The organism is Flavihumibacter sp., assembly GCF_036676075.1.
In the GTDB taxonomy this organism is placed as follows: Bacteria; Bacteroidota; Bacteroidia; order Chitinophagales; family Chitinophagaceae; genus Flavihumibacter.
This window is the reverse complement of record NZ_JAKFDQ010000016.1, coordinates 84,053-107,400: the sequence shown is the minus strand read 5'-3', so window position 1 is coordinate 107,400 and position 23,348 is coordinate 84,053. Positions and strand designations below refer to the sequence as shown.

General features: G+C 43.5%; 26 protein-coding genes. 11 read left to right on the top strand and 15 right to left on the bottom strand.

Features of this window, described 5'->3' with window-relative positions:
- Nucleotides 1-411 precede the first annotated feature (411 nt).
- The 6 genes from V6M43_RS15235 (at nt 412) to V6M43_RS15210 (ending at nt 4,454) form a co-directional block, all read left to right on the top strand.
- A complete protein-coding gene (locus tag V6M43_RS15235; RefSeq protein ID WP_332736717.1) occupies nt 412-549 on the top strand; it encodes a hypothetical protein in 138 nt (45 codons plus the stop codon).
- Between the two features lie 112 nt (nt 550-661).
- Entirely contained in the window at nt 662-1,054 is a 393-nt protein-coding gene (locus V6M43_RS15230) for a hypothetical protein (RefSeq protein ID WP_332736715.1), read from the top strand.
- A 22-nt stretch (nt 1,055-1,076) separates the two neighbouring features.
- Nucleotides 1,077-1,715 carry a hypothetical protein gene (locus V6M43_RS15225; protein ID WP_332736713.1) on the top strand — a complete coding sequence of 213 codons (639 nt, stop codon included), beginning with the start codon at nt 1,077-1,079 and terminating at the stop codon, nt 1,713-1,715.
- A 9-nt stretch (nt 1,716-1,724) separates the two neighbouring features.
- A complete protein-coding gene (locus tag V6M43_RS15220) occupies nt 1,725-2,543 on the top strand; it encodes a sensor histidine kinase (protein WP_332736711.1) in 819 nt (272 codons plus the stop codon).
- The gene (locus V6M43_RS15215; RefSeq protein WP_332736709.1) at nt 2,530-3,207 is read left to right on the top strand and encodes a response regulator transcription factor; all 678 of its coding nucleotides are present in this window, start codon (nt 2,530-2,532) and stop codon (nt 3,205-3,207) included. Before V6M43_RS15220 ends, V6M43_RS15215 begins: the two co-directional genes overlap by 14 nt.
- Nucleotides 3,204-4,454, top strand: a complete 1,251-nt coding sequence (locus V6M43_RS15210; RefSeq protein WP_332736707.1) for an NRAMP family divalent metal transporter — start codon at nt 3,204-3,206, stop codon at nt 4,452-4,454. The genes V6M43_RS15215 and V6M43_RS15210 overlap by 4 nt, the downstream gene beginning before the upstream one ends.
- A gap of 59 nt (nt 4,455-4,513) precedes the next feature.
- Here V6M43_RS15210 and V6M43_RS15205 read toward each other — a convergent pair whose 3' ends face one another.
- On the bottom strand, nt 4,514-5,854 hold the full coding sequence (locus tag V6M43_RS15205) for an OmpA family protein (protein ID WP_332736705.1): 1,341 nt from the start codon (nt 5,852-5,854) through the stop codon (nt 4,514-4,516).
- 216 nt (nt 5,855-6,070) lie between these two features.
- Here V6M43_RS15205 and V6M43_RS15200 point away from each other — a divergent pair, with 216 nt between their 5' ends.
- Entirely contained in the window at nt 6,071-6,859 is a 789-nt protein-coding gene (locus V6M43_RS15200) for a DUF4382 domain-containing protein (RefSeq protein ID WP_332736703.1), read from the top strand.
- A gap of 52 nt (nt 6,860-6,911) precedes the next feature.
- Here the strand turns inward: V6M43_RS15200 and V6M43_RS15195 are convergent, their stop codons facing one another.
- From V6M43_RS15195 to V6M43_RS15160, 8 genes are all read right to left on the bottom strand, one after another.
- On the bottom strand, nt 6,912-7,802 hold the full coding sequence (locus V6M43_RS15195) for a LysM peptidoglycan-binding domain-containing protein (protein ID WP_332736701.1): 891 nt from the start codon (nt 7,800-7,802) through the stop codon (nt 6,912-6,914).
- 136 nt (nt 7,803-7,938) lie between these two features.
- Nucleotides 7,939-9,306 carry a methyltransferase RsmF C-terminal domain-like protein gene (locus V6M43_RS15190; RefSeq protein ID WP_332736699.1) on the bottom strand — a complete coding sequence of 456 codons (1,368 nt, stop codon included), beginning with the start codon at nt 9,304-9,306 and terminating at the stop codon, nt 7,939-7,941.
- A 32-nt stretch (nt 9,307-9,338) separates the two neighbouring features.
- The gene (locus V6M43_RS15185) at nt 9,339-10,793 is read right to left on the bottom strand and encodes an NAD(P)(+) transhydrogenase (Re/Si-specific) subunit beta (protein ID WP_332736697.1); all 1,455 of its coding nucleotides are present in this window, start codon (nt 10,791-10,793) and stop codon (nt 9,339-9,341) included.
- Nucleotides 10,794-10,796: 3 nt separating this feature from the next.
- Complete coding sequence (locus tag V6M43_RS15180) at nt 10,797-11,105, bottom strand: NAD(P) transhydrogenase subunit alpha (RefSeq protein ID WP_039134492.1); 309 nt, start codon at nt 11,103-11,105, stop codon at nt 10,797-10,799.
- A gap of 10 nt (nt 11,106-11,115) precedes the next feature.
- Nucleotides 11,116-12,246, bottom strand: a complete 1,131-nt coding sequence (locus V6M43_RS15175) for a Re/Si-specific NAD(P)(+) transhydrogenase subunit alpha (RefSeq protein WP_332736694.1) — start codon at nt 12,244-12,246, stop codon at nt 11,116-11,118.
- A 72-nt stretch (nt 12,247-12,318) separates the two neighbouring features.
- Nucleotides 12,319-13,131 carry an O-methyltransferase gene (locus tag V6M43_RS15170; protein ID WP_332736692.1) on the bottom strand — a complete coding sequence of 271 codons (813 nt, stop codon included), beginning with the start codon at nt 13,129-13,131 and terminating at the stop codon, nt 12,319-12,321.
- A 4-nt stretch (nt 13,132-13,135) separates the two neighbouring features.
- Nucleotides 13,136-13,660, bottom strand: a complete 525-nt coding sequence (locus V6M43_RS15165; RefSeq protein WP_332736690.1) for a dihydrofolate reductase — start codon at nt 13,658-13,660, stop codon at nt 13,136-13,138.
- Nucleotides 13,661-13,701: 41 nt separating this feature from the next.
- Nucleotides 13,702-14,496, bottom strand: coding sequence for a thymidylate synthase (locus V6M43_RS15160; RefSeq protein WP_332736688.1), 795 nt, complete (start codon nt 14,494-14,496; stop codon nt 13,702-13,704).
- An 83-nt stretch (nt 14,497-14,579) separates the two neighbouring features.
- Between V6M43_RS15160 and V6M43_RS15155 the strand changes: the two genes are divergently transcribed.
- Nucleotides 14,580-15,053, top strand: a complete 474-nt coding sequence (locus V6M43_RS15155) for a GAF domain-containing protein (protein ID WP_332736686.1) — start codon at nt 14,580-14,582, stop codon at nt 15,051-15,053.
- A 15-nt stretch (nt 15,054-15,068) separates the two neighbouring features.
- Here V6M43_RS15155 and V6M43_RS15150 read toward each other — a convergent pair whose 3' ends face one another.
- The 3 genes from V6M43_RS15150 to V6M43_RS15140 form a co-directional block, all read right to left on the bottom strand.
- Nucleotides 15,069-15,923: a hypothetical protein gene (locus V6M43_RS15150; protein ID WP_332736684.1), complete on the bottom strand. Its 855-nt coding sequence runs from the start codon at nt 15,921-15,923 to the stop codon at nt 15,069-15,071.
- Nucleotides 15,924-16,085: 162 nt separating this feature from the next.
- Nucleotides 16,086-17,312 carry a proline dehydrogenase family protein gene (locus V6M43_RS15145; protein ID WP_332736682.1) on the bottom strand — a complete coding sequence of 409 codons (1,227 nt, stop codon included), beginning with the start codon at nt 17,310-17,312 and terminating at the stop codon, nt 16,086-16,088.
- 70 nt (nt 17,313-17,382) lie between these two features.
- Nucleotides 17,383-18,099, bottom strand: coding sequence for an SDR family oxidoreductase (locus tag V6M43_RS15140; protein WP_332736681.1), 717 nt, complete (start codon nt 18,097-18,099; stop codon nt 17,383-17,385).
- A gap of 87 nt (nt 18,100-18,186) precedes the next feature.
- Here V6M43_RS15140 and V6M43_RS15135 point away from each other — a divergent pair, with 87 nt between their 5' ends.
- On the top strand, nt 18,187-19,287 hold the full coding sequence (locus V6M43_RS15135; protein WP_332736679.1) for a mandelate racemase/muconate lactonizing enzyme family protein: 1,101 nt from the start codon (nt 18,187-18,189) through the stop codon (nt 19,285-19,287).
- 50 nt (nt 19,288-19,337) lie between these two features.
- A complete protein-coding gene (locus tag V6M43_RS15130) occupies nt 19,338-19,850 on the top strand; it encodes an acyl-CoA thioesterase (protein WP_039134497.1) in 513 nt (170 codons plus the stop codon).
- Between the two features lie 9 nt (nt 19,851-19,859).
- Here V6M43_RS15130 and V6M43_RS15125 read toward each other — a convergent pair whose 3' ends face one another.
- Nucleotides 19,860-20,648, bottom strand: a complete 789-nt coding sequence (locus V6M43_RS15125; RefSeq protein WP_332736676.1) for a lysophospholipid acyltransferase family protein — start codon at nt 20,646-20,648, stop codon at nt 19,860-19,862.
- 96 nt (nt 20,649-20,744) lie between these two features.
- Here V6M43_RS15125 and hxpB point away from each other — a divergent pair, with 96 nt between their 5' ends.
- On the top strand, nt 20,745-21,407 hold the full coding sequence (hxpB, locus tag V6M43_RS15120) for a hexitol phosphatase HxpB (RefSeq protein WP_332736674.1): 663 nt from the start codon (nt 20,745-20,747) through the stop codon (nt 21,405-21,407).
- Nucleotides 21,408-21,455: 48 nt separating this feature from the next.
- Here the strand turns inward: hxpB and accC are convergent, their stop codons facing one another.
- Nucleotides 21,456-22,793, bottom strand: coding sequence for an acetyl-CoA carboxylase biotin carboxylase subunit (gene accC, locus V6M43_RS15115; protein ID WP_039134316.1), 1,338 nt, complete (start codon nt 22,791-22,793; stop codon nt 21,456-21,458).
- A gap of 35 nt (nt 22,794-22,828) precedes the next feature.
- Nucleotides 22,829-23,323: an acetyl-CoA carboxylase biotin carboxyl carrier protein gene (accB, locus tag V6M43_RS15110; protein ID WP_332736671.1), complete on the bottom strand. Its 495-nt coding sequence runs from the start codon at nt 23,321-23,323 to the stop codon at nt 22,829-22,831.
- Nucleotides 23,324-23,348 lie beyond the last annotated feature (25 nt).

Here is a 23,348-nt window from a genome sequence, read left to right as displayed (position 1 = left end):
ACTTAGCAAAATATAGAAGCCGCTGTATAATACACAGCGGCTTTTTTATGTAACGGGGAAAATACCCCCCTGCACACGTGATTAACGCCCGTTATTACCCTGGAAAATGATCTTAGATTTACAGTGTTGGGATGCTTACATCAGATACCACTAACCATTACCTTATCAAATGGGCTTTTATTCCCTCGCACCTATTTTAGCCCCGGTCTGCCAACGGCGGACCTTTTTTTTGTTGTTGTTAAATCATGCATACGGGGTTTTTCCCGTGGTAAAACGAGGAATCTCCCCTTTCCCGGGGATAGCGGGTGAACTACTTTCACCAAAGAATCGGGTTCGGTCGGTCACGGTTGTGGTAGCCTCGTGGCGCCACAGCCATACCGGCCTCTATTATAAACAGTTCAAATCAGTTGTATGGAAAAATTGCTTAGCCTTTCCATCGAAACACTTCCCTGGCTGATGCTAATTATGGCATTGCTGACGCTGGTGACCATGCTTGTGGTGCTTTATCACAAACGTCAACAGCATATCAAGATCAACAGGAAAGAATGAAGTAGTATGTGTGCTTACTTTTCATATAACCAGGGGGCGTGAACAACAAACCCTGGTTTTTCCATGACCATTTAGTTATATTTATAATACACATTAACCTAAACCAGTTGCCATGAAATATTTTATGCTATACCTGTTTGCAGGTATGATAGTACTTGCTTCCTGCACTTCCATCAACAAGATCGTTGACGAAGGAAAATACCAGGCAGTCCAGATCTCAGATTCTACAGCATCCGAGTATATAAAGAATTACGAAAAGAAGCCATTATTCAGGGGAAAGTTTAAAAGGGGAATGTTTATTCCTAACGTTGTACTCGATTCGCTGATCCGCCAGGAAGGCATTTCAGGTATATCCATTTATTATGGCAAACATCCTGAATTCAAAAGCCCTGTTTTCATAATATACGGATCACGTCAGCAACTCAATTACAAAAGATCTGATGCTTTCGCTGATGTAATCTATATGGTATATTATCCATGCCCAACCATCTGCGGAAAAGGGTAATTTCCCTTAAGCTTCAAGGACAATGAATATATATGTGATCGGAACCCTTGTAAAATTAGCGCTCATTGTAATAGCACTGATCGTGGGTTTTATACGTGAGGAAAAACTTAGCAATGCCAACAGGTTGTTTCTTTTTTTCCTGCTTGTAGCATTGCCGGGCGAAATCATGGATGCTTTGATGGCTCGTATCTATGAAAATAATTTTCTTTACTATCACACCTACCGTCCCATATACTATGCTTTGCTGACAATTGCATTGTTGGGTGAAATGGGGAGGTTGAAGAATGCCCTTAAATTATCGATAGGTTTTGTATATATCGCCGCAATTTTGAATGGATATTATCTTCAACCTCCCACCACCAGCCTTAATACGATCATAATAGTTTTAACCTGTCTCTTACTGATCATCCAGATCCTGTTCTATATAGCCCGGCTGTTTGATCGCAACAACTGGCAGGAGACCATCCACCAGTACAGTTTCTGGATTGCGATGGGTATCCTTATCAATTCTATTTCTTCCTTTCTTTCCATGGGCATTCATAACTTTCTTAGCCGGGAGGGTCAGGTTAAGGTGATCCCAATTCTGATAGTTAGTGAATGGCTTTTTTACCTTTCATTCATAATTAATTTTACATTACAGAAGAAAAGGGTAACAGGATAAATATGTTTCATGAAGCCTACCGAATTTGAGATCATTTACACCCTTGCAGCGGCGGTAATAATTATGCTGGCGTTGAGTGGATTTGTTGTGTATTTTATCTTCAGTAGTCAGAAAAGAAGGATCAGGCAGGATCATGAACAGCAGCAACTAAAAGAGGCCTATGAGAAAGAGGTGCTTACCACACAGATTGAAAGCAGGGACCAGACCCTGCGAGATGTGAGCCAGGAGATCCATGATAATATGGGGCAGCTTCTCAGTGTGGCCAGGATCAATCTCAACATACTTGAGAAAGAACTGGACGGACAGGCACCAGTTAAACGTATCACCGATACCAACCAGATTCTGGCAGATGTTATTAAATATATCAGGATGCTATCGAAGGGTTTAAATTCTGATATGCTAACTTCTTATGGCCTTCGCGAATCGATCCGTTTTGAATTACAACGAATCGAGCAAACGGCAATGATCAATTGCCAGTTCCATACACAGGGTGAAGATTTCAATATAGATTCCAAAAAAGAGATAGTAATTTTCAGGATGGTTCAGGAGATACTGAATAATATCCTGAAACACGCTGCCGCTACTGAGATCAGCATTTCAATGGTTTATACAGCATTGGATTTCCAACTCAGGATCAGTGATAACGGAAAAGGATTTAGTCCCGGCGATAATTATTCCCGTACAATTGAAGATGCCGGATCAGGCCTCCGTAACCTGCAGAAGCGGGCAGCGCTTGTGGGAGCAGAAATAAATATAGATAGCAGTCCGGGTATGGGCACAATTATTACCATCAGACTTCCTAAAATAACAGAAAATGTCACCCAGTAAATCACCATCGCGTTATATGGTTGCCATCGCCGATGATCACCGTTTAGTTGCCGAGTCGCTTTCACATCTTATAAATGATATACCTGGCTTTGAAGTTATACTCATAGGAAGTAATGGAAAAGTATTATTGGAAAAACTTGCCAGCTCTCCCACCCTTCCTGATATCGCCATCCTGGATATTAATATGCCGGAGATGAATGGTGTGGCAACAGCCAGGCAGCTTTCGGAGAGCTATCCCAATATCCGGTTGCTGGCCCTGAGTATGAATGACGATGAAACTTCGGTGATACAGATGATAAGGGCGGGCTGCCGCGGTTATCTGCTGAAAGATTGCACCCAGTCAGAACTTCAGCGTGCCATGACAGAGATTCTCGAACGCGGATTTTATTATTCAGATTTTGTTACGGGCAAGTTGATACACACGATACATAAAGAAGAAAAGAATCCTGATCAATTGGTAAGGCTTACAGAGCGCGAGATGGAATTCCTTAAATATGCAGCCTCTGAAATGACTTATAAAGAGATCGCGAATTCCATGAAACTCAGTGAGCGAACAATTGATGGTTACAGGGAAGCTCTTTTTGAAAAGTTACAGGTGAAGAGCCGGGTTGGGCTCGTTCTTTTTGCGATCCGTGCCGGCTGGGTGAAAGCCGACCGAACATGAGAAAAAGAAGAAAAGCAAAGCGGATCAATTATATCCGAAAAGCACTTGGTCCCAGCCTTATTACCGGTGCCAGTGATGATGACCCATCCGGAATAGCTACATACACACAAGCTGGCGCACAGTTTGGAACTTCATTACTCTGGACTGCCATAGTAACTTATCCCCTGATGGTAGCCATCCAGGAGATGTGTGCAAGAATTGGGATGGTTACAAAGATGGGGCTCACGGGCATTATTAAACGCTTTTACCCCAGGCCGGTACTTATTCTTGTAATAGCAATTAGTTTCCCTTCCGTAGTACTTAATATTGGAGCAGATATCGCGGGAATGGGTGCAGTTGCAAACCTTCTTTTTCCTGAACTTCCCGGATGGTTCTTCTCTGTACTTTTCACCATCTTACTCATATACAGTATCATTAAATGGAACTATAAAAGAATCAGTGCTGTGCTGAAATGGCTTTGTATTTCCTTGTTCACGTATATTTTTATTCCATTCATTACGAATACAAACTGGCAGGCTGCTCTTTACAGCACTTTTCTTCCCAGAATTCAACTGAATGCTGATTACCTGATGGCCATTGTTGCGATACTGGGAACAACTATTTCGCCTTACCTGTTTTTCTGGCAAACCTCCATGGAAGTTGAAGAGGTAAGGGAGCAACATATCATCGTTGATAAGAGATCGATCACTGCAATGCAATATGATATCAAAGGGGGAATGTTATTCACCAATATTGTATTTTACTTTATTATTCTGGCGGCTGCCAATGTATTATTCAGCGCAGGCATTCATAAAGTGAATACGGTAGAGGAAGCTGCTAAAGCTCTTGAACCTCTTGCAGGGAAAACAAGTTATATACTTTTTGCGATGGGGGTGATTGGAACCGGACTTTTAGCCATTCCTATTCTTGCAGGCTCCCTTAGTTATATGATGGCAGAAGCATTTAACTGGGAGGAGGGACTCGATAAAAAATTTCATGAAGCAAAGGGATTTTATTTCACCATGGCGGTTTCACTTGTCTTGGGATTATTGATCCAGGCTCTTGATATCAACCCCGTTAAAGCACTTCTTTACACCGCCGTTTTATATGGTATAGTAGCACCTATCCTGATCGCAATCATTTTGCATATCTGTAATAACAAGATGATCATGGGCAGGTATACAAATGATCGTCTAACCAATATTGTGGGTTTCTTTACCCTTACAGTTATGACATTAACTGCAATATTATTTCTTGCACTTTTGTAGAAGAGCATAAAAAAAGGCCGGAATTTACTCCGGCCCTTTTTGTTATTATGTAGGTAAAATTACTGGCTAACCTTGAACTCCACGCGACGGTTCTTTGTGCGTCCCGCAGCAGTTTCGTTATCGGCAATTGGTTGATCCTGGCCCAGGCCAATTGTACTCAGCCTGTCTTCCGTAATGCCTTTCTTAACGAGATAGGCTTTCACTGAAGCAGCACGCTTTTCACTCAGGATCTGGTTCTTTTCAGGTTTACCGGTATTATCGGTATGACCTGCGATCTCAACTTTTAACTGCGGATATTGCTCATTAAGAATTCTTGCAGCTTTGTCGAGTTCCTTTCTTGCAGTGGCAGTGAGTGTTGAACTACCTGTGACGAACTGAACATTGGAAGCATTGAATTTTGAAGCTTCCAGCATTGGGCATCCGCCGTTTTCGGATGGACCGGCGAGATCGGGGCATCTGTCTTCTTCATCATTAACTCCATCATTGTCCCTATCCGGAATAGGACAGCCCTGGTAACGCGCGAGGCCGGCAACATCAACACATTTATCTTCTTCATCATTAACGCCATCCTTGTCAGTATCTGGAATAGGACAGCCATTGTATTTCGCGATTCCCGGAACTGAAGGGCATTTATCTTCTTCATCATTGATGCCATCCTTATCGGAATCAGGAATGGGGCAGCCTTCATATTTTGCAGTACCTGGTTCTGTAGGGCATTTATCTTCGGGATCATTGATGCCATCCTTATCAGTATCAACAACTGGTGGTGGAGGTGGTGGGGGAATAACTTTGGGTTCAGCCTTTGCCCCAAACTTATATCCAAGAGAAAAGTTAAATGCCCGGTCTTTCCATTCAAACGGATCGCCATCCCTCCTCATATTGGTAAGTCCATAAATATAGCGCACACCAAGCACCCATTTTTGATGAGGCCATACTTCTAATCCTCCCGTGGCAGAAAAATTGGAGCGATTCAGATCATCAATATTATTGGTTGTTTCGTTATTGACCTCGCCCCTTGAACTCATAAGAAGGTCCAACTGCGGACCGGCCAAAAAGCTGACCTTATCGCTGACCCAATATTTAAGTAAAACCGGAACAGATAATTCCTGGAATCTTTGATTGATATCCTTTCCGGCATCTTTGATTTTGGCTCCCATTACTGAGTAAAGAATTTCGGGTTGAATTGCCAAACGGCTGCTTACCGGAAGGTTCGCAAATAGTCCGCCCATCGGACGGAACATAATATCTGACTCAATGCCCACTTGTTGATCACCTGTCATTTTAATAGTTGACAGATTTGTACCAAGTTTAATACCCAGGTGGGAAACATTACCGCCCTCCTGAGAAAATGCAATCATTGAAAACAATGGCAATATTGCCGTAAGTAGTATTTTCCTCATAATAGCTGGTTTAGAATCGTTTTTAACAGATCATTTATTTCTGCACAGATCGTTAATATTCATACAAAAATACATGATAAACAGAAAATTATAGGAAAAGGTTGACAAAGAGTTAGTAAATCTACTTTATAACGAGTGTGGCTGACCGCAATTTCTGTAAAATCTAATTAACTGGAACAGTCTTTGAATATGTTGGGGTGTACAAAACATTCACTTATGAAAACAAGACTTTTTGCCCTGGCAGCTGGTATTGCTGCATTGACTTTTACAGCCTGTAACCAAAACAACGACGGTGATCCGGAGCAGGCCCGGCTGGAGATTCGACTGACGGATGCTCCAAATCCCAATATTGCCGAGGTTTGGGTTGACATTAAAGAGATCCAGATCAATTCTTCTGAAACGGGAGAATGGCAAACATTGCAGAATATTTACCCAGGTGTTTATAATCTCCTGGAACTTACAAACGGAAAGGACACATTATTAGCTGATGCAACTATTCCTGCCGGCCGCCTTGAGCAGCTCAGGCTTATCCTCGGTGATGATAATTATATTGTAATGAAAGACGGAACCAGGAAAGATCTGACAACTCCAAGTGCACAGCAATCTGGCCTGAAGGTTCAGATCCAGAATGATCTTCAGGGAGGTGTTCTTTACAGGCTGATCCTTGATTTCGACGCAGCTAAGTCGGTGGTGGAAGCTGGTAACAGTGGAAACTTTAACCTGAAGCCGGTAATAAGAGTTATTTCTTTTGTACCATCAGGAGGCATTGCCAAAGGCTATGTTGATCCCGGTACAGTTCTTACTACGATATATGCTTTGAAAGGTTCTGATACCGTTGCTACAACATCTACTGACGAGGGTAATTACCAGTTCTATGATATTCCATCAGGCGATTATCAGTTCCATTATTATGGCCCTGAAACCTATGAAATGGCAGAGAAAAACGTGGCAATAACATTGGGGCAGGTAACTGTTGTTGATACAATTAAACTAGATATGAAATAAGATCTGATCTTCTAAATAAAAAAAGTCCGGCTGCGCCGGACTTTTTTTATGCTTAATATTTCACTTCGGCGGTGAATCTGGATTCTCCAGATCCCAGCTCTGCAGCGGCTGCATTACTTATCCGGATTATCAGTCCGGCATTCTCTTTTATATCAGAAAGGTTTCCCAACACTTTCGCATACACCGAGCGGTTAGTAGATCTGTTGGTTACCAGTACTATGGTTCCAACAGCAACATTATCCATCAGGGCATAGTATTTACCATCTTTCCAGCCGCTGGTACTACGGAAGATATTGGCAGCTCCCTGTGTTGATTTTGAACCGCCTTCATACTGACGGCGGAAATATCCACGATTAAAATCTATTGCTGCCCCGCCAGAATTATCCTCGCGTTTCAAAACCGGCGCAGGTTCCGGATTAGAAACAGGCTGCTTTTTATCGGTATCAACTGATACGATCTCTTTAGTTTCACGGGGTGGTGTAACCGGTGCTTTAGGAGATGTGGTTACTGCATTTTCATTTCGCGGAGTGTAATCTGTTGTTGCGAGGGCTGATTGATCGCGTTTCACTTTCAGGTGGCCAACTATAAGTTTCATACCGGCCTTTACCTGGTTACGATCTATTTTATTCCATTTCTCCAACTGCTCTATCGGAACCTTATTATTATTGGTGCTGATCCGGAACATCCACTCTCCTTCCTTAACCTGGTAGTATACGGGCACAAGAACTTCATCAGCCGATTTACGATCGTTCTGGGAAAAATTAGAAGCTACCAATGGCACTTTTACAAGTTGTCCAATGGAAAGTCCTTTTGTTATATCAGTATTATTGAGAGGTGCGATATCCCGGGGACTAAGATTATACAGTCGGCCGAGGCTATACCATGTTTCTTTTGGTTCAACCTTATGCTGAACAAAGAAGCTGTTTCCAGATTTTTGCACCATTAGATTAGGTTGAGCAAAAACCGGAATAGAAAACAAGAGGGCAATAGTATAGAATAACGGTTTTGGAAGCATAGGAAATGAAATTTAAACCTTGCAAATATGCAGGATTATCGGCAAAATTGAAGCCAAATTGCCGTTAAGCCGGTTTTAATATCCGCCACTCCTTCGGATAATAATTATTAGTGCGGTTGGGAAGCACCTTAATCCAGCCCAATGGATGATTTTTATAGCAGGCAATTGTCCAGCCTTTAGGAATATCGCCAACCCTGATCTCTTCCTTTCTCAGGTACTGTAAAGCAAGGTCCCGATCGAGTTCTATTGAGGAAAGATGGGGGCTTACCAGCGTGCTGAGTGCAAGGGAATGATCCGGGATAAGTTCTTTACCTGCAATCTTACCCATAGTAATGCCAGCTCTTTTTATGTATAAGCTTTGAAGCTGAACGAGAGTTTCTTCCATCTGTTCGGTTAAGGCCAATATGGAATCGTTGATTGAAATAAATCGCATACCCTTCACTGATAGCCATCGCTCCAATACCTTATAATTAATTTTAGGAACTGTTTCCCATTTTGGCCTTACGGATTTTTTACTACTCTTTTCGGTGCCCGATGTTTTTTTGAATACTGCAAGAAAGAATCCTTCGCCCTTCAATTTATCGGGGTAAAATCTATATCCTGTCGCATTATACTTCGGGCTATTTGAAATAACAATATTCCAATTGCTATCAATTGATAAGGGGAATGATTCAGCTCCCAGTTCCTCCATGATAAAATCAGCTATCATTTCATCTTCTTCTATAGAGTAAGAACAGGTTGCATAAATAAGTATTCCGTCTTCTTTTAATGATGGCCATATATCAGCAATAATCCGCTGTTGGCGCTGGCTACATAATGTCACCAGGTCAGCACTCCAGTTTTCTGCTGCCGATGCATCCTTTCTGAACATGCCACTACCACTACAAGGAGCATCTACAACCATTGCGTCAAACAGGCCAGTGAGGCGGGAGAAATCGCGTGGGTCATTATTGGTAACGATCACATTCGCCCCGCCCCATTTGGTAATATTCTCCTCCAGGATCGCGGCCCGCGAGCGGATCACTTCATTACAAACGAGTACGGAATCAGGCGACAGAACTGACTGAATATGGGTTGACTTGCCACCAGGGGCAGCGCAGAGATCAAGTACTCTCAATGGTGCTGAGCAGTCAAGAGTTTGCTTCAATGCCTGTTCAAGAAACATACTGCTGGCTTCCTGTACATAGTAAGCCCCCGCATGCAATAATGGATCGAAAGTATAAAAAGGACGTTCCTCCAGATACCATCCGCTTTTGCACCAGGGCACAGGAGATTCTACAGAAAAACCAAGATCAGAAAGATCATTTAATTTGGCGGGATTGATCCTTATAGAACTGATCTGTTCACCCGAAGCATGCACCCCGCAGAAAGCATCTGCATCAAAGCCGGGAGCATTTTCAAATGCTCTATAAATAGAAGGAGAAATTATCAAGCGAATATGTTATGGATACGAATTTACGAGGTTTAAAGATTCTTGATCTCTGCGGTAAGATCTTGCAATACTTTTTTAGCATCTCCGAATAACATGGATGTGCGTGGGCGGAAGAAAAGTTCATTCTCAATTCCAGCATATCCCGGTTTCATACTTCTCTTATTTACGATACATGTTTTTGCAAGCTCAACTTCCAGGATGGGCATGCCATAAATGGGTGAACCCGGATCAGATTTGGCGGCTGGATTCACCACGTCGTTTGCACCCAGCACAAGCACAACATCCGTAGTTGGGAATTCTTCATTTGCTTCTTCCATTTCATGCAGTTGCTCATAGGCAACATCTGCCTCAGCAAGGAGCACATTCATGTGGCCGGGCATTCTTCCTGCAACCGGGTGGATGGCATACTTCACATCTACACCTCTTGATACAAGCAACTTTTCTAATTCGTGGCAACTATGTTGTGCCTGGGCAACGGCGAGGCCATAACCCGGCACGATCATAACCCTGTTCGCATAACTAAGGAGGATGGCCGCATCACTCAGGTTGATCTCCTTAAAGTTGCCCTGCACCTGGCTTTTTGATGTGCCGGCTGCAGAGGCACCGAATGAGCCTATCAATACATTCAGCAGTGACCTGTTCATTGCCTTGCACATTAGGATAGTAAGTAATGTACCCGCTGCGCCAACCAGGATCCCACCTGTAAGCATTGCTTTATTGTTATACAGGAAGCCGCCGCAGGCCGCAGCCACGCCGGTAAAAGAGTTGAGCAGTGATATAACCACGGGCATATCTGCACCGCCAATTGGCAATACAAAGAAGACACCATAGAGAAGGGATAGTACGAGGATAAGATAGAATACCATATTGTTTGCGTTCTGGTAAACACCCGCCATCCATCCTGCAAGACCCAGAACTACCACGAACAAAACGATATTAAAAATATGTTGTCCCTTAAAAGAAAAATCATTGATCCTTCCATTCAGTTTACCCCATGCAATCATACTTCCTGCAAATGAAATGGCACCAATAACCAATCCGGCGAGTATGATCGCCATTTCGGAAAACCAGGCAGAATAACTTGCGCTGGCAGGAAATATATCAGTAAGTGTAGTGCCGGTGGACTGGTGGATCTCATGTGAGAGGTGGTTAAATTCCACAATTGAGATCAGCGCAGCACAGGCACCGCCCATTCCATTGAATAATGAAACCATCTCCGGCATCGCGGTCATTTTGACCTTGCGTGCAGCCATAGTACCAACTACAGAGCCAATGAAAAGTGCGGCAAATATCCAGATATAATTTCCCAGTTTTTTTCCGGTATCATCTGTATAAAGAAAAATGGTTCCGAATATAGCAAGCGCCATACCGGCTGCTGCTATAAGATTACCCCTCCGTGCTGTGGAAGGGTTTGACAGCATTTTTAGTCCTGTTATAAAACTAACTGAAGCAAGAAGATAAATTATGGTAAGAACAGAAAACGCCATGGATCATTTTTTATGTTTGAACATTTCCAGCATCCGGTCGGTCACAACAAAACCGCCAACAACATTCAGTGTTCCGAGGATAACTGCCAGGAAGCCCAGGATCAGTGCGATATAGTTATCAGATTCAGCCTTGCCCATAACGATGATGGCTCCTATGATAACCACACCATGAATAGCGTTGGCTCCACTCATCAGGGGTGTATGCAATACGCTTGGCACTCTGCCGATGACCTCGATTCCAAGAAAGATCATCAGTATTACTATGTAGATATATTCCTGGTGAAGTGCAATTTTTTGAAGTAGCGTTTCCATAAATATTTAATTAATTAAGCCCCGTTCCAGCGGAAGATTTTAATCGCTCGTTGGTGATATTACCTTCGAAGAGTATGCAGGATCCTTTCACAAGGTCATCTTCCCAATTCAGGAAGAGACTGCCATCCTTTGCAGAAATCAGCTTGATAAAATTCATGACATTCTTTCCATATAATTTACTTGCATCTGATGACATGGTGGAAGGAAGATTTGAATTACCGATTATGGTAACGCCATTATGAACAACGGTACTATTATTAACTGTAAGTGATGTATTTCCTCCTGATGCAGCTGCAAGGTCAATCACAACTGATCCTGCGCGCATTGATTCCAACATTTCCTTCGTTATCAATTGAGGGGCTTTTTTACCTGGTATTTGGGCGGTGGTGATAACGATATCAGCTTTGGCTATGCTTTCGGCGATTCGCTGTTTTTGTCGTTGCTGGAATGCCTCATCCTGTTCAACAGCATATCCACCTGCCTTGCTTGCATCGGCTGCGCCTTCAACCTCTACAAATTTTGCACCGAGGCTCATCACTTCTTCTTTCACTGCGGGCCTTGTATCAAATACTTCCACTACTGCTCCAAGTCTTCTGGCAGTTGCAATAGCCTGGAGGCCGGCAACACCTGCACCCAAAACCAAAAGCTTAGCGGGTGCAATACTTCCGGCGGCAGTCATCAGCATGGGGAAATATCGTCCATAAGTATAGGCACCCAGCAGTACGGCTTTATAGCCCGCAATATTTGCCTGCGAGCTCAGAACATCCATGCTTTGTGCACGTGTTGTTCGTGGAAGCATATCGAGACTGAAACAGGTGATTCCTGAATCAGCCCATTGCTGAATGAGGTCGGTTCGATAGAGTGGTTGGAATACCCCGATAACTGCGGTTCCGGATTTTAATGAACCAAATCCTTCTTCGGGGGGATGAATGCAAAGTAAAAGTTGAGCATCATAAATCTCTGTCCTGTTTCGTACCGATGCCCCTGCCTGCGTGTATTGATCATCGGAAGCGAAGGCAGATTCTCCTGCACCCGTTTCAACCCACAACTCATTCCCTTGTTTTATAAGTGCTGAAACGGCTTCGGGCAGAAGAGAAACTCTGGCTTCAAAAGAAGGCTCTTTCAGTACGCCAATGATCATGCGGTCAGTTATTGTTTACGCTGACAATTTAAGTGTTATTGCGCATAACAGGAAACGTGAGAATATTATTTCTCAGAATCGTATAATGAAATCCTGCTTTGATTTGAATTCGGGTCTGAAAAAAACAAAGCCCAGGAAAAAAAGATCTATTGTACAAGTTACACCAGCGTGATTGCGGATATCATCCCAGGCCTTTTCCATCTCATTACTCCAGTGAATATCATCGAGAACAATTATACTGTTTTGATGGGAAGAGGCCAGTAACTGCCTGAAATACCGTATTGTTGGTTCATAGCGGTGATTGCCATCGATATATGCGAAATCTACTTTACCAATTCTGTTCAACAAAGGAGCAAGCGTATCATCAAAATTACCACTGATCTGTTCTACATTGGAAACTCCCGCCTCATCCAGGGTTTGTTTTGCAACCGCTGCTATAGCAGGTGCGCCTTCGAGCGTATATAACTTTCCTTTTATATTTCCTGATGCAAGGTAGGCAGTGGTAATGCCTAAAGAAGTACCCAATTCTATCATTACGGAAGGCTGAAAATGATTAACCACGCGAAATAAGAGTTTTGCAAGCCGGGGTGGTTTAGCTGCGTTTTTTGCGATGGAGGCAATGCTTCTTTCCCTGCCCCCTCCCCTTCCTGCACCCGCACCAAGATCTTCCACAACCAGGTGATTTTGATCTTTCAGTAATCTGCTCCTGATTATTTCGACCGTCTCATAACAATTATGCTTTGAGTTATCATTTAAAATATCGCGGATAAAGCTGAACACAAAGGGTGAATGTATACCATGACCTTTGCTATTTCCTGCGCTGATCAAATAACGAATGTATCGTACTGCGATGGCAGGAAAACTATAGGGTTTATTGTTGGCCATTTTATTACTGCTTCCTTTCCCAGATCTCGAAACTGTATGAAAAGGCATGACGTTCATCTGCTGTAAAATCAAGTTTGGAATGCATCTTCCATTCTCCATCCGGCAGTTCCGGAAAGAAGGTATCCCCATCAATTTTTGTATGCACGCGGGTTAAATAAACCCTGTGGCATATGGGTAGTGATTGCCGGTAAATTTCCCCTCCCCCGATAATATAAACCTCCAGTGCATCGGTTGAAGCTGCGGCTTCCAGCGCGGCATGAAGGCTATTGGCTGTAGTAGTGCCTTCGGCAGTCCATCCCTCTTTAGTAGTTACAACAATATTAGTTCGGCCGGGCAAAGGTTTGCCAACGCTTTCAAATGTTTTCCTGCCCATGATCACCGGCATACCCCAGGTGGTGTTTTTAAAAAACTTAAGGTCATTTGGTAAATGCCATAACAATTTATTGTCCTTTCCTATAACCTGGTTATCACTAACGGCAACAACAATATTGACGGTAAGGCCAGCAGGGAGTTCATTGCGGGATAGCATTCTGGGTGTTGAATTATTCACAGCCTTTTTTATAAAATTTGTTACACAGCTACCGGCGCTTTAATGCCGGGGTGACTATGATAATCCTGCAGCTCAAAATCTTCATAACGGAAGGAAAAAATATCTTTCACTTCTTTATTGAGATTCATTTTAGGAAGAGGATATGGTTTGCGTGATAACTGAAGATTAACCTGATCAAGATGGTTGTTGTAAATATGAACATCACCGAAAGTATGTATGAATTCACCGGGCTCCAGGTCACATACCTGCGCCATCATCAGGGTTAATAATGCATAGGATGCAATGTTGAACGGCACTCCCAGGAATGTATCGGCAGAGCGTTGGTATAACTGGCAACTAAGCCTGCCATCGGCTACATAAAACTGGAAAATGGTATGGCAGGGCATCAGGGCCATTTCCGAAAGTTCTCCAACATTCCAGGCACTAACGATCATCCTTCGACTATCAGGATTTGTACGAAGTTGCTTCACCACATCTGCAATCTGGTCGATCACTTTTCCATCCTTTCCTTCCCAGCTCCGCCATTGCTTACCATAAACGGGTCCGAGGTCACCATTTTCATCTGCCCATTCATCCCAGATACTTACGCCGTTTTCTTTTAGATAGGCGGTGTTGGTGGAGCCTTTAAGGAACCATAGCAATTCATGAATAATACTGCGGAGATGAACCTTCTTGGTAGTCACCATGGGAAATCCATCCTGCAGGTTGAAACGCATCTGGTATCCGAAGCAACTGATTGTACCAGTGCCGGTACGATCAGATTTTTGGGTGCCGTTCTTGAGGATATGTGTTAACAGATCGAGGTATTGTTGCATGGCTGCAAGTTAAGGAAATGAGGGATTGTTGATTTGTGCAAATGATGACTGTGGGCAGTATGTGAATTGCTTATTTTTGCACCATGGCAGAAGATCTATTAATACTCAAAGGAACCAAACAGGAACAATACGAATCGCTCCTACCCCAGATCAGTGGACTTCTTGAAGGCGAAACCGACCTTATCGCCAACCTGGCCAATATATCCGCTGCGCTGAAAGAGCAGTTCGGATGGTTCTGGGTGGGATTTTATCTTGTAAAAGAGGATGAACTTGTATTGGGACCTTTCCAGGGGCCCGTTGCCTGTACAAGAATCAGGAAGGGTCGCGGCGTTTGTGGCAGCAGCTGGCAGCAGGCAACTACCCTGGTAGTTCCTGACGTGGAACTGTTCCCGGGGCATATTGCCTGCAGCAGCCTTTCAAGATCGGAGATCGTGGTTCCGCTAATACATAACGGAGCGGTTGTTGGTGTGCTTGATGTTGACAGCAGCGAACTGGACCAGTTTGATGAAACTGATAAACTATATCTTGAAAAGATTGTATCCCTTATCAACTGGTAAATATATACTTACTGCTCAGGCTCCTACTGCAACCATATTATTTTCGGTTTGCGCCATTGGCTGGCTTAATCGAATTACTGTATTCTCTTCCTCCAATACACTGGAGAGTTGTGCATGCAAAGTGCTGAGCAGTTCTTGTTTCTGTTTTAATTTCCTGCTCATTTCTTCCAATGCATTTTCCTGGAGGCGGATGATCTCTTCCTGGTTAATTAATTTCTCTTCGGCGATTCTCAACGAATCCTGGTTGCTCTGAAGTTGCCGGAGCTCCTCCCTCAATAATTCTGTTTGCTGCAGCAACTCATTTGCCCTGGAATCAGCCTGTGAAGCCTGTTGTACAATTTCCCTGTCGCGTGCTTCCAGCTCGTGGAAGTTTCGGATTCGCTGGCTGAGCTGGTTCTGCAGAAATTCAATCTGCAGCTGTTTCTCATGCAGCATATCTTCGAGGTAGCGATGATCTGTTTCTGTTGACCTTACTTCATTTTCCATATGATTGTTTTTGATTTCATTGTTATTGTTTGTATGTACCATTGAATCATAAGACTGCTGAAGAACTTCATATCTATTTTGAAGATCCTCATACATGGAGAGGCTGCTTTGAAGGCGTTGCCGGCTATTGTATAAATGCACCAGGGTGTTGTTACGTATGTAAGGAGCCTGGCCTTCAAGAGGAATTATTGTTGAGGGTTCTTGCAGAAAAAAAGCTGGTGGAGGATCCGCATCCTCAGCCATGGCAATGGATTGCTTTTTGTTCCGGTAATGCAACCAGCAGATCACACCGAGAGTTAACAGGATTATAGGCAGGCTGATCAGGCCAACGATCTGTAAAAATCGTCCAACCTCAAAGGTGGAAACCAGTAAATGAAAAGACATAGAGACAGTTTAGCGTAGCATTATACTCATGCAGCAAGGCTTTCCGGTGATTATTTGGCTATAGTAGATACGGCTGGGGAATAGGAAGGGCAAAAAAAATGATCCGTTCTAACAGATCATTTGAAACAACAATAATACCAAAATCAAATTATGTGAATAAACTCAGTCAGTGGACTTTCTTCTTGCAAGTTCTTTTTTAATAAGTCCAAGTTCACGGCCGGTATGTCCGGCAACCGAACTGTTTTCCTGCGCCCTGCGCATGAGGTAAGGGATTACATCCTGAATGGGTCCGAATGGGAGGTATTTGCTAACGGCATAGCCGGCCTTTGCCAGGTTGAAAGTAATATTATCACTCATGCCGTACAACTGGGAAAAATGAATATGTTCATGATCATGCGCAAGACCCTTACGTTCCATTAACTGAGTTGTATATAAATTACTGAATTCATTATGTGAAGCAACTATAACAGCTATCCTTTCTACATGCTCAACACAAAATTCAACGGCGAGATTATAATCCCGGTCGCATGCTTCCTTATTAGGCTGGATGGGTGATGGGTATGACATTTCAGCGGCGCGTTCTCTTTCCTTTTCCATGTATGCGCCCCTTACGAGTTTTGCGCCCAGCACGAAACCCTGCTGTTCGGCTGCGTTGTAACTGTCTTTGAGAAACTGTAAGCGATCTATCCGGTAAAGTTGCATGGTGTTATACACTACCGCCACCTCTTTGTTGTACTTCGCCATCATTTGCATGGTTAATGCGTCAACAGGATCCTGTATCCAGCTTTCTTCTGCATCTATCAGCACACCAACCTTTAATTCAGCAGCGAGGCCACAGATTCTTTCCATCCGCCCAACAACTTTATCCCATTCTTTCTTTTCACTATCTGTAAGTACTTCTGTATGTACTCTTCCTTCAAAGCCACTTTTGGTAGCAGAAGCAGCATCAAGTTTTTCGAGGAGGCCGGTTCGTGCGAGTCCGGTTACCTTTATACTCATGAAGGGGATATTAGGCTGTGTTGCTGCATACCTTATAACTTTCATGAATTCTTCCCCCGCGTGATCCAATCCTTCCTCACCATAATCTCCCCCTTCAACACCGTAATCAAGAATCACCTGAACATGGTATTTTGCCATGGTATTAACAACAGGGGCAGTTTCCTCCAGCGTTTCTCCACCAACGAATTGCTCAAAAATTGTATTTCTTATCAGTCCCCTGATCGGTAATCCCGCACGGATAGCCCAGGGAGTTATACTGGTTCCCAACTTCACCAACGTCTGAAATCCCATGCTGGTAAAAAGGAAACTTGCTTTACGAAGCGACTTTTCAGATTTATAGGCAAAAGCGTTCTCAGTATTGTCGAAAGAAATCAGGGGTTTTGGATCCATGGCGCGCAATTATGGCCGCAAAAATAAGGAGAAATATGTGGGCATTACAAATACAAAGAGCTGAGTTTGATCATATGGCCTGGTGATTGAAAGGCTGTAACACCATTTCACTAACAACACCGCTCAGCGGCTGCTGGCAAAGGAACCAGATAGCCTTTGCAGCTTCTTCTGCCTGTACCATCTTTTCACGCTGTACACGCAGGTCAATGTTATCCCAAAAGGCAGTATCAACGCCACCAAGGAAAAGATTTGTAAACCTGATCTCCGTGCGTTTTACTTCTTCACGCATACTCTGTAACATGCCTACCAAACCATACTTGGATGCACTGTAAGCGGCTGCACCCGCCATCGGTGTTTTACCCAATACGCCGGGTATATGAATGATCAACCCTTTTTTCTGGTTTTTAAAATCAGGTAGAAAAGATTGCAATATCAGAAACGGTCCAATAAGATTCGTGTCCAGCGATCTTCTGAACTCTTCTTCCGAAAGATTATCCATGGTCTTGATAATTCCGATACCTGATGCATTCACCAGAATATCGATATGATCGAATACATCAAAAAAACGTTGGTGAAGTGCAATTACTTCCTCCACCCGGGTGAGGTCGGCAACGGCAGTATATTTTTCAGCGAGTTTACAATCTGATGCCAGTGCATCTAGTTTGTCCGCATTTCGTGCAGTAAGAAAAAGATTTGCTCCGCTGGATGCAAGTAGCTTAGCCGTGTGTGCTCCAATACCCCCGGTTGCCCCGATAAGTAGTACGTTCTTTCCCTTTAAAGATTCCATGTAAATTTTATAGCTATCAACAATGACCCGACGCTTTTGTTGTTCAGACTTCAGGGATTGGCTTATTTTGTGTAATCATTTCTTAGCATGAAGATTACACATACCGATATCTACCGTTACAGCATTCCGATGCATCCCTTCACAATTGCCACCGGCACAATGGACCATGCGCAAAACATTTTCATCCGCATCCATACTGATGAGGGTGTATATGGAGTTGGGGAATGTTCGGCATTCCCAATGATTGTTGGAGAAACACAAAATACCTGTTTTGTAATGGCAAAAGATTTTGCCTCCTTATGGAAAGGTCGGAATGCATTACAGATAGAAGAAAGGATGGAAGAGCTGCATTGGTTCACTGCGGGCAATTCAACAATCAAGAGCGCGTTTGACATGGCTTTATATGATCTGGCTGCAAAAGCCGCTTCCAAACCATTATACCAGTTCCTGGGCGGGAAATCTTTAAAGCCTATGGAAACTGATCTCACCATTGGAATCAGTGATCCACAAAATATGGCATCGCAGGCATCGGATTTTATTAATCGGGGCGTTCGTATTATAAAGATCAAACTTGGCAGGGATCCCGATACGGATATTGAAAGGGTCAGGGCAATAAGGGAAGCAGCCGGACCAGAAATACAACTCCGCATTGACGCCAACCAGGGATGGGAACCAACTGCTGCCACCAGGGCGCTGGTGGCCATGGCTGAATATGATATACAATTCTGTGAACAGCCAATGCGAACATGGAATGACGCCTTGTTACCTGAACTAAAGAAGCTGAGTGCCATCCCCATTATGGCTGATGAAAGCGTTTATGATCATCATGATGCGGATCGGCTCATCAATGCCAATGCCTGCAGCTTTGTGAACATCAAATTTGCAAAGAGCGGAGGTATACTTGAGGCAATCGCTATCAATAAGGTTTGTGAAGAAAATTTTATACCCTGCATGATGGGTGGTATGCTGGAAAGCAGGGTTGCACTTACTGCCTTCGCACATTTTGCAACCGCATCAGAAAATGTTTGTTTTTATGATATGGATACCTGCCTGCTGGGCCACAAAACTGATCCTGTAACTGGTGGAGTGAATTATAATGGTTTTATGGTGGAACTTCCGGATGGCAATGGCATTGGAGCGGATGTTGATCCTTCCTTTCTGGAAACACTTGAAATGATCAGGGTATAAAGAGTGATTGCCCAAAACAATGTAGCTTGCAGCTTCAAAAATTGAACTATATGGACCATAGAAAGCCTTCTGAAAGTTTTGTTGTAATGACGGAGTTGGTTTTACCCAATGACACAAACCTGTTTGGCAATCTTATGGGGGGCAGACTTATGTACTGGATGGATATTGCTGCAGCGCTTGCTGCCGGCAAACATTGCAATGCCCCGGTAGTTACCGCATCAGTAGATAATATTTCTTTCGAGGCACCTATTAAACTTGGTAATGTTGTAAACATTGAGGCAAAGGTGACCCGCGCTTTTAACACATCTATGGAAGTGCATCTCAGGGTGTGGGGCGAAGATTTCACCCACCAGTATAAATACAAGAGCAATGAGGCATATTATACTTTTGTTGCACTTGATCCAAATCGCAAGCCGAGACCTGTTCCGGTATTAGTGCCTGAATCGAAAGAAGAAACGGAGTTGTATGAAGGGGCTTTAAGAAGACGGCAACTGCGACTTATACTTGGCGGAAAAATGAAACCACATGATGCAACGGAGTTGAAAGCTCTTTTTAATCTATAAAAAGTATCGTCAGGATTTCATCCTTTCAGGTTTATCCTGGAAAGTAGCGGCAAGGTGAGGCACTTTCATCATGAATTTGCGGCTTTGTTCAATTGAGTCCATGATCTGTTCCAGGATAATTTCTGGTGATGCATCATAATCGATCTGAAGTGGCTCTTTAAAATTCACTGTAAGTAGAGAGCCCTTCTTTTTAAAACTCAGTCCCTTCTTATTAAAAGCACGCCAAAATCCGTTGATCACGACAGGAACAATTATGGGACGATTTTTCTTTATAATCAGTGCCGTACCTTTTCTGCCGGGAGCAAAAGGTCTTGTAGTACCCTGTGGGAAAGTGATAACCCAACTATTGCCAAGTGCACGTTCTATCTTTCTTGTATCGGATGGGTCAAGACCACGTCTTACTTCGGTTGCTCCCTGTCTCCACGTACGCTTCACTGTTAGTGCACCTGCAAGAATAAAAAATTTACTGACCCACGAACCTTTCATTGTTTCTTCTGCGGCCACATAATAAACATTTGTATATGGGTTGAGGAGGTAATATGGAATACCCAACTCATTACGTTTACCCCATTTGACAGCACAGAAAATATGAAGGAAAGTTATAACATCGGCAAAATAGGTCTGGTGATTACTGACGAACAAAACATTCTTCCTTGGAAGATTTTCTATATTCTCGGTTCCGGTAATCTTTATTTTATTCACCCAGCAAAGTCCGGGATAGGAAACAATTCCTACCACCGCATATACAAGCTTACGAACCAGCCTTATTTGTTTTAATCTATCGATCAGTTCACTCATGCAGGGGTTGTTGATTCACTAACAAACAGTGCCGCAATATACATATTTGATGATAGATACCATCGAATATTGGTTGCTCCAAATGTATATTTGCAGATGTCAAAGAAAGCCGTCATTTTGGATATGGATGGTCTGCTGATAGATTCCGAGCCCTACTGGCAGGAAGCAGGCATTGAAACGCTTTCTGGTTTCGGTATCAGTCTGAGTGCTGAACAATACCATTCCAGTACAGGTTTAAGAACTATTGAATGGATCGATCATTGGTTCAACTATTTCGGGGTAGATCATGCACATGCACCAACAGCCATTCAAAATATTGAGGAAGCAGCTTTGCAAAAAATAAAAGCCTCAGGGCATCCCATGCCAGGGGTTGAGCATATCATTAATTTTTTCCTTCAAAAAGATTTTCGGATCGGGCTTGCATCCTCCTCTCCTATGCGACTTATCAATATGGTTGTTGAGAAATTAGGCATAGGGCCCTACCTTAATAATATTACTTCTGCGGGTGAACTTCCTTTTGGCAAACCTCACCCACAGGTATTTCTTGAGTGCGCAGAACAACTTGGCGTTAAACCATACCACAGTGTATGCTTTGAAGATTCATTCAATGGTATGATTGCAGCTAAGGCAGCAAAAATGAAATGTGTGGTGGTGCCTGCACCCGATCAGTATAATGAACTCAAATGGGGAGCTGCTGACCTGAAGTTAAGGTCACTCGCTAATTTCAATGAGTTGCTGCTGGAAGGTTTATGGAAATAATAAAAAAAGCCGTCTCAAATGAGACGGCTACTTAAGTATTGCGATTATTTATTTCATCTTGAAAGTTTCTAAGAACTTGGTAGTGAAGTTTCCGCTTCTGAAATCTTCGTTCTGCATCAGTTGCAGATGAAACGGAATTGTAGTCTTAACACCTTCGATCACATATTCGCTCAAAGCACGATACATGGTATTGATCGCTTCATCTCTTGTTCGTGCAACCGTAATAAGTTTTCCAATCATTGAATCATAGTAAGGCGGAATGGTATATCCTGCATAAACATGGCTATCTACCCGCACACCATGACCACCGGGGGTATGGAGTGTTGTTATCTTTCCCGGACTTGGACGGAAATCATTGTAAGGATCTTCAGCGTTAATACGACATTCGATGGCATGCATCTGAGGCTCATAATCCCTTCCGCTGATAGGCTCTCCCATTGCGATTTTGATCTGTTCTTTGATAAGATCAAAATTTATCACCTCTTCCGTAACACAGTGTTCAACCTGTATACGGGTATTCATTTCCATGAAATAAAAATTGCGGTGCTTATCAACCAGGAATTCAATTGTACCAACGCCTTCATAGCTGATAGCCTCAGCTGCCTTCTTGGCTGCCTCTCCCATTGCAAAACGAAGGTCAGGGGTCATGAAAGGGGAAGGTGATTCTTCAACCAACTTCTGGTGCCGGCGCTGGATAGAGCAATCACGCTCACTCAGGTGGCATACCTTACCATAACGGTCACCCGCAACCTGAATTTCAATATGGCGGGGATCTTCCACGAATTTCTCCATGTAGATGCCATCATTCTTGAATGAGGCGAGTGCCTCCGCCTTGGCATTATTATAGGCACGCTCCATCTCTTCTTTCGCCCAAACCACACGCATACCTTTACCCCCACCACCGGCAGTTGCTTTGATGATGACCGGGTAGCCCATATTCTCGGCTACAGTATAGGACTGGTCAAGACTCTCCAATAAGCCCTCACTACCAGGTATAACCGGAACTCCGGCTTTGATCATGGTTTCCTTAGCGGTGATCTTATCACCCATAGCCCTGATCTGGTCGGGCGTAGGTCCAATAAATTTGATATTATGTTCGCCGCATATTTCCGCAAAACGCGCATTTTCAGCCAGGAAACCATATCCCGGATGAATAGCATCGGCATTGGTGATTTCTGCAGCTGCCATCAGGTGAGGAATGTTCAGGTATGAATCAGCGCTTTGCGGGCGACCGAGACAAACTGCCTCATCGGCAAATTTTACATGTAGACTATCTTTATCAGCAGTAGAATAAACAGCTATCGTTTTGATCCCCATCTCCCGACAGGTACGTATCACGCGAAGCGCAATCTCGCCACGATTGGCGATTAATACTTTTTTAAACATCTTCCATTTTGGTTTGGTGGAACTTAACCATTGATTTAAGCAGGCTCAACAAGGAACAGCGGCTGGTCATATTCAACCGGTGAAGCATCTTCAGCAAGAACCTTTACGATCTTACCCTTTACTTCACTTTCAATTTCATTAAAAAGTTTCATTGCCTCAATAATGCAAACAACTTTACCCTCAGACACTTCGTCCCCCACTTCAACTAAAAGTGGTTTGTCAGGTGAAGGTCTACGGTAGAATGTTCCGATCATCGGACTCTTGATAGTGACCAGGTTGGAGGGAGTGGCTTCGGCTGCCTTTGGTTTCTCTGCCACTGGCGATGATGATGATGCGGGTTGAGGTGCAGCTGCTGCGGCTGCCGCGGGTGCCGATGGTGCCTGCGCATAAACCGGTGCAGCCATCACCTGCTGAATGTTGTCTTGTTTTTGCTTAATCGTAACCTTGAACCCCTTCTCCTCAATACTCAATTCACCGATGTTCGATTTGTTGATCAGTCGGATCAACTCCTGAATTTGTTTGAAATCCATTGTACTGAATTTACCGTTGGTGATT